Source organism: Actinomadura bangladeshensis (genome assembly GCF_004348335.1).
GTDB classification, from domain to species: Bacteria; Actinomycetota; Actinomycetes; order Streptosporangiales; family Streptosporangiaceae; genus Spirillospora; species Spirillospora bangladeshensis.
This window is the reverse complement of record NZ_SMJW01000353.1, coordinates 1-6,509: the sequence shown is the minus strand read 5'-3', so window position 1 is coordinate 6,509 and position 6,509 is coordinate 1. Positions and strand designations below refer to the sequence as shown.

6 protein-coding genes are annotated in these 6,509 nt (G+C 69.6%); all 6 read right to left on the bottom strand.

Annotation, left to right across the window (positions count from 1 at the left end; all coding sequences use genetic code 11):
- On the bottom strand, positions 1-688 hold a 688-nt coding region (locus E1284_RS37280), incomplete at its 3' end, for a lytic polysaccharide monooxygenase auxiliary activity family 9 protein (protein ID WP_131944858.1).
- Between the two features lie 40 nt (positions 689-728).
- Entirely contained in the window at positions 729-2,501 is a 1,773-nt protein-coding gene (locus E1284_RS37275) for a chitinase (protein ID WP_131944857.1), read from the bottom strand.
- A gap of 12 nt (positions 2,502-2,513) precedes the next feature.
- A complete protein-coding gene (locus E1284_RS37270) occupies positions 2,514-4,079 on the bottom strand; it encodes a chitinase (RefSeq protein ID WP_131944856.1) in 1,566 nt (521 codons plus the stop codon).
- Between the two features lie 268 nt (positions 4,080-4,347).
- On the bottom strand, positions 4,348-5,892 hold the full coding sequence (locus tag E1284_RS37265; RefSeq protein WP_131944855.1) for a hypothetical protein: 1,545 nt from the start codon (positions 5,890-5,892) through the stop codon (positions 4,348-4,350).
- 66 nt (positions 5,893-5,958) lie between these two features.
- Positions 5,959-6,174, bottom strand: coding sequence for a hypothetical protein (locus tag E1284_RS37260; RefSeq protein WP_131944854.1), 216 nt, complete (start codon positions 6,172-6,174; stop codon positions 5,959-5,961).
- Positions 6,156-6,350 (bottom strand): ATP-binding protein, encoded by a 195-nt coding sequence (locus E1284_RS37255; RefSeq protein WP_131944853.1) that lies wholly within the window; start codon positions 6,348-6,350, stop codon positions 6,156-6,158. The genes E1284_RS37260 and E1284_RS37255 overlap by 19 nt, the downstream gene beginning before the upstream one ends.
- Between the last annotated feature and the right edge of the window lie 159 nt (positions 6,351-6,509).

Genomic DNA, 6,509 nt, shown 5'->3' with positions numbered 1-6,509 from the left:
GCGTGGGAGTCTCGGTCGGGGTGGGTGTCGGCGTCGGTTTCGGGGTGTTGGAGCCGCCGAAGTCGACGTCCGAGCAGGTGTAGAACGCCTCCTCGCTGCCCACGACGCGCTGCCAGATCGAGTACAGGATGTGGCGGCCCGTCCGGGGCGGGATGTCGAGCGTCCACTTGGTGAACGTCGTCGGGTACTGGTGGGTGAACGACGCCAGCGGGACGAGGTCGGCCCAGCGCAGCGGGTGCGTCGGGTCCCAGCCCTCGCGGGTGATGTAGAACTCGAAGTTGCTGTTCGAGTGCGGCGCGGTCGCGTGGTAGGTGATCGTCTGCCGGCCGGGCTCCATGTGCGTCGCGGGCCAGTCGGCGCGTTGCAGGTCGAGGCCCCGGTACTTGGCGCGCCCGGCGCTGCACAACTGGCCGTCCGGGATGATCTCACGGCTGCGGCCGCCGGCGTTCAGCAGCGACACCTCGTTCCAGTCGTAGAACGCCTGGGTGCCGCTGGCCGCGACCGCCGCCTTGCAGGCGTCCGACTGCGGTGCCTCCGGGCCTTCCTGGAAGCAGGTGTAGACGCGGCTCGGCGGATCGGACATCGTGCCGTGCGCGCTGGCGGCGGTCGCGGTGCCGAGCACGACCAGCGCGGACGCGGCCGGAACGGCGAGCGCCACCGCGGCGGCCTTCGAGCGGATGGATCTCATGTGCTTCTTCCTCCGGTAGGGGTGGGGGTACCGGGACGGGTTAAGGGAGGCCGTTCAGGAAGGGCTCGTGGCTGTTCGCGAACTCCCAGCCGTAGTAGCGGTCCCAGTTGACCGACCACGTCATGAGCCCGCGCAGGCCCGGGGACGTCCCGCCGCGCAGCGTGTAACCGCCGCAGCCGGTGCCCTTCACCAGGCACGTGACCGCTTGCTGCACCTGGGCGGGCGGCGTGTACCCGTTGCCGGCGCCGACCGCCGCGGGCACGCCGATGCCGATCTGGTCGGGGCGCAGCCCCGGGAACGTGCGACCGGTGTTCGCGACCGGGAACCCGGCCTTCACCATGTCGGTCATCGCGATGTGGAAATCGGCGCCGCCCATGGTGTGGTACTGGCCGTCCAGGCCCATCACGGGACCGGAGTTGTAGTCCTGGACGTGCAGGACGGTCAGGTCGTCCCGCAGCGCGTCGATCACCGGGAGGTAGGCGCCCGTGCGGTTGTCGCCGGCGCTCGATCCGCCGTAGAACTGGTGCCCGACCTGCACGAAGAACGTCTCCGGCGCCATCGTCAGGACGAACTTCTCGCCGTACTTCGCCTTCAGCGACTTCAGGGCCGAGATCAGGTTCACGACGACCGGGGTCGTCGGGTTGCGGAAGTCGGTGTCGCCGGCGTTGAGGTAGAGGGAGTGGCCCTCGAAGTCGACGTCCAGGCCGTCCAGCCCGTACCTGTCGATGATCGCCGAGACGGAGCGGACGAACGCGTCGCGCGCGGCCGCCGTCGTCAGCTGCACCTGGCCGTTCTGGCCGCCGATCGAGATCAGTACCTTCTTGCCCTGCGCCTGCTTCGCGCGGATCGCGGCGATGAACTCCTCGTCGCTCTCCACGTTCGGGCATTCGCTCACCGGGCAGCGGGTGAACCGGACGTCACCGGACGTGGGCGACGTCGGCTCGCCGAACGCGAGGTCGATGATGTCCCACGCGTCGGGGACGTCCGCCATGCGCACGTAACCGGAGCCGTTGGCGAAGCTGGCGTGCAGGTAGCCGATGAGCGCGTGCTTCGGGAGGCCGGTGTCGACGCAGCCGGACGTCCGTCCGCTGACGGGCGGCGACGCGGCCGACTCGCCGGCGTCGTTGTAGGCGGCGACCGTGTAGGTGTGCGAGCTGCACTTCGCGAGGTCGGAGACGGTGGCGCTCGTCCCGGTCGCGGTGGCCTTGACGGTGCCGTTCTCGTAGACGCGGTAGCCGGTGACCGTCCCCGACGACGCGCCCCAGTTCAGGGTGATCGAGGTGTCGGTGACGGTGCCGAGCCGGGGCGTTGCGGGCGTACCGGGCACACCGGGCTCCGGGTCGCCGCCGGGGCCGCCCGGGCCGTCCAGGACGAGGTCGTCCGCGTAGTACGTCCCGTTGCCGTACCAGCCGTGCAGGAAGATCTGCGCGGACGTCTGGTCGGCGCCGGTCGTGAACGTGACCGACAGCTTGGTGAAGTCGGTGGCGGAAGGAGTCCAGGTGGACGCCCCGCCGGTTACACCGAGGTACACGTAGTTGCCGCGCACCCAGGCTTCGAGCGTGTACGCCGTGCTCGGCTGCACCGACACGGTCTGTGTGCACTGCCCGGTGCTGCCCGCCGTGACGCCGCCGGCGAGGGCGTGGCCGCCCGTCCTCGCCGGGCTGTCCACGACCGAGCCGCCGTCGCAGGCCCACGGGCTCAGCGAGCCGCTCTCGAACCCGGCGTTGGCCAGGATGTTCGCCGCCTGCGCCGGGGCGGTGACCCCGACCAGCAGCCCGGCGACCAGCGCAGCCAGGACCCAGATCTTCCTCATCTCTCCGGCCTCCTACGGCAGCGTGTCGAGGTGCGGGCCGACGGTGCTCGCGAAGCCGCCGCCGTTGGTGACGTCCCAGTTGATGGACCACGTCATCGCGCCGCGGATGTCCGGATACGTGCGGGACGGCTTGAACGTCCCGCACCCGGTGCCCTCCGCCAGGCAGTCGAGCGCGTCGTTGACCGCCGCCGGCGCCACCACGCCTCCGCCCGCCGCGCCCGGACCGGCCGGCAGACCCAGCGCCACCTGGTCGGGACGCAGGCCGCCCTCCAGTTGGATGCAGGCCAGCGCGGTCATGAAGTCGACCGTCCCCTGCCCGTACACCTTCTGGTCGCAGCCGAGCATCGCGCCCGAGTTGTAGTACTGCATGTGGACGACGGTGAGGATGTCCTTGATCTTCAGCGCGAGCTGGAAGTAGGACCCGCCGGTCGACTGCATGTCGAGCGTCTGCGGCGCCATCGTGATGATCAGGTCGGCGCCCGCCTTGGCGCGGAGCGCGCGCAGCGCCTGCTCCATGGAGGCCGGGTTGAGGCCGTTCTCGAGGTCGATGTCGACGCCGTCGAACCCGTACTGGGTCATCAGCCCGTAGACCGAGTCCGCGAAGAGCTGCGCGGACGTGCCGTCCGCCACCCGGATGGCGCCCTTCTCGCCGCCGACCGACAGGATGACCTTCTTACCCTTGGCGTGCAGCGCGGCGATGTCCGACGTGAACTGTGCGTCGGTGTAGCCGCCGAGCGCGGTCGACAGTTCGGGGTCGACCCGGAACGTGACCTCGCCGGGACGGGCCGTCGACTCGCCGAACGCCACCGCGATGAGGTCGTACTCGTCCGGCACCTGGGAGAGCTTCAGTTCCTGCGCCGGGTTCACGAAGTCGTGCCAGTAGCCGGTCAGGAAGTGCCGGGGGAGCGGCCCGGTCGCGCATCCGCTGGTCGTCGCGGTGACGGGGCCGCCGGCGGCCGACTCGCCCTCGTCGTCGTACGCCTTGACCGTGTAGGTGTGCGTCTCGCACTTCGCGAGCCCGCTGATGGTGGCCGTCGTGCCAGTGGCGGTCGCCTTGGCGGCCGAGCCTTCGTAGACGCGGTATCCGGACGGCGTCCCGGTGGCGGGCTCCCACTTCAGCGTCAGCGAGGTGTCGGTGCGTCCGGTGACGGCCGGCGTGCCGGGCGTGCCGAGCCCGCCCGGATCGGTGGGGCCGCCGGCGCAGGGTTCACCGTTGAACGTGCAGTTCTGCGGGCTTCCGGGACCGTTCCCGAGGAACCCGAACGTGACCGATCCGCCCGCCGGAATGGCGGCGTTGTAACCGCGGTCGGTGAACGTGTTGTGCCGGCCGTCCTTGGTGAGCAGGGCGTCCCAGTAGGACCCGACGGCCGTACCGGCCGGCAGGTCGAACTCGACCCGCCAGCCGTTGATCGCGGCGCCGGTGCCGTTGGTGAGCGTGAACCGCCCCTCCCACCCCGAGCCCCAGTCGGAGGGCTTGGTGAACGTCGCGGACGCGCCCGCGGCGGCATGCGCGGTCGCCGGGACGAATAGGGCGAGGAGCAGGACGGCGAGGAGGCTGAGAACAGAGCGGGGGCGCAAGGGCTGACTCCCTCGGTTTCGACGCTGGCGGATTCCCCCGAAACCCCGATCGACCGTTATTTGATAGGAAGGTTTCCTGTCTATTTGGGAGCAAGGTAACCAGCGACCGCGACCAGGGCAATCCCCCGATGTGCGGCCTCGGTCAACCACCCCAGCTTGGACACCGAACCAGCGCCGACCCGCTCAAAAATCAGCATGAAACGCCATGAAATGCCCCAGAGTTGGGCGAAAGTTGCCAGTCGCAGGACGCGGGCGGATGTCGCGGGACTTATGCGGTGCGCGCTTCCAATTCCGCGAGCCGCTGCGAGAGTCTGGCATCCAATCGGCTCAGTGCACGCCTGCCGCCGGTCCAGTCCGGTGAACCGTGGTCGAGAAGTGCCCGCAAAGTGGCGTCGGCGGCGTCCTTGGGGGAGATCTCTTCTCCTCCGCCCACGAGGTCGTGCCAGTGCGACGCGGCCGCATCGGCCTTCTCTTCGAATGAACGGTTCAGGGGGACGGCGGCGAGTAGACCGGCCACCGCGACCAGTTGACGTGCCCACGCGCGACCTTCGGCCGTCGCGGCGATGTGCACCGTCCACTCTCCGGTATCCGCGGGCGTCCTCCTGATGGTCAGGCCCGCCTCGCCCAGCGGGCTGTCCGCGGTCGCCGTCAGGGCCGGATCTTCGGATGCCCACCAGCGCTCAAGGTCCATCTCGGCTTCGCAGCTCACCTGCGTGAAGCCCTCGAGGCCGCCGGCGAGCGCAGCGCGCACCACGGTGGGTTTCCGTGCGCTGTCGATTTCGACCCATCCCGTCTGCGCGTCGTCCGGGGTCTTGAACTCCACGCGGTTCGGCCCGTCCAGTTCCCACGCCACGACGTTCACGTCAAGCGGCTCGACACTGTCCTCCGGAATGGGCTCGATGCGGTAACGGGCACCCGGCCCGATGTGCTCGCCCTTGAGGAGCCGCACACTGACGACTCCTTCAGAGCTTCTTATCAGCCCGCCCTCTTCAAGGGGCGCCCCCTCGATCGCCTGATGGAGTGCGGTCGTGTACGCGTCGGCCCACTCGCGGGACACGGCCTTGAGCGTCACCTGGTGCTCGAAGTCGAGCCGCTCCCGCAGACCGTGCTCGACCATTACGGGAACGTCGGCGTTCCACCTGGACACGGCCTCGCCGATCCATTCGTCCAGCATCCGCCGGATGCGGCGCCGCATGACGGCGAGCGCCACGGCCGCGAGTGGGCGCGCAATCGAACGTCCGCCGAACCGCGCCGTGGTATCGACGGACCAACGTCCATTCTCGTCCTTGCCGCGCGCCACCTGTAGATCGACGACGGCGAGCGGATGCTCGACCCGCAGCGAGAGGGGAGCCGCTTTCGGACCGAGCAGGGACCACCATTCCTCGGCCCGCACCTCGCATTCCCACTTCGCCCGCCGCAACATGCGAAACGGCTTCGGCCCCTGGTAGCCACCCGTGATGCGGATGCCGTGGAACCGCCGGCCCGACATGCGCAAATCCACGTGCAGATCGACGGTATGGCCTTCCGGACCGGCGGTGACGTCGATCCGCGTCTCCCCGGCCTTGTTCCACGCCGGGACGCTCAGGTCGCCGGTGACCTCGTCGGCCGTTATCCGGTAGCGGGCTCCGGCGGCGAGATGCCGGCCCTCCACCAGCCGCAGATCGTCGAAGACCTCTTCCTCGAACGCGAAGCCGGCCTCAGTGACGGGTGCCTGCTCGGCCACGTTCAACAGCGCGCGGACGAACTCGTCCAGCAGATCACGAGGAAACGATTCAAGCTGGGCATCGCGCCGATAACGGGCCATGTCGCCCATGATCCCTTACCTGCGATCAAGCGGCCAGCCCGCCCCGCGACCCCATCCCGCCGAGGTGGTGGGCGGTCAGCGCCCACGCACGACGTTCCTTGCGCGCTCTACAGCGGCAGCGTCCGCGGCGCCGATCATGTCCAGCAGCCCATCGAGGTCGGACGCGGACACCGAAACCCGGCGAACGGCATGCCAGACGCCATCGTGGTCGAGTGTGATCGTCCACTCCGGCTGGAAGAGGTGCTGAAGCAGCAGCAGCGCGACCGGCTCGTTCAGCGAAGTTTCGCCCACGTGACCTTGCCGCCCTCGTTCAGCGGCCGGACGCCCCACCTGTGGACGATCTCCGCCATCAGCAGGAGCCCCCGCCCCGACGTGGCCGCGTGATCCTCCGGCCGGGCCTGCGGGCGTCCTTCGCCGGCGTCCCACACCTCCACGACCACCAGGCCGTCGCGCTCGTCACGGAACACTCGTACGACGATCTGCCCCCTCCCGTGCAGGTGTACCGGTAGGCCACTGGCGAGGTGCCCGCCGTCGGCGGGTCCTTTTCCAGTGGCCCCCGGCCCGAACCGGACGTGCACCTTTCAATGCATCCGGCTCTCCAGTGACTACTACGTGTTTGTCGCGGC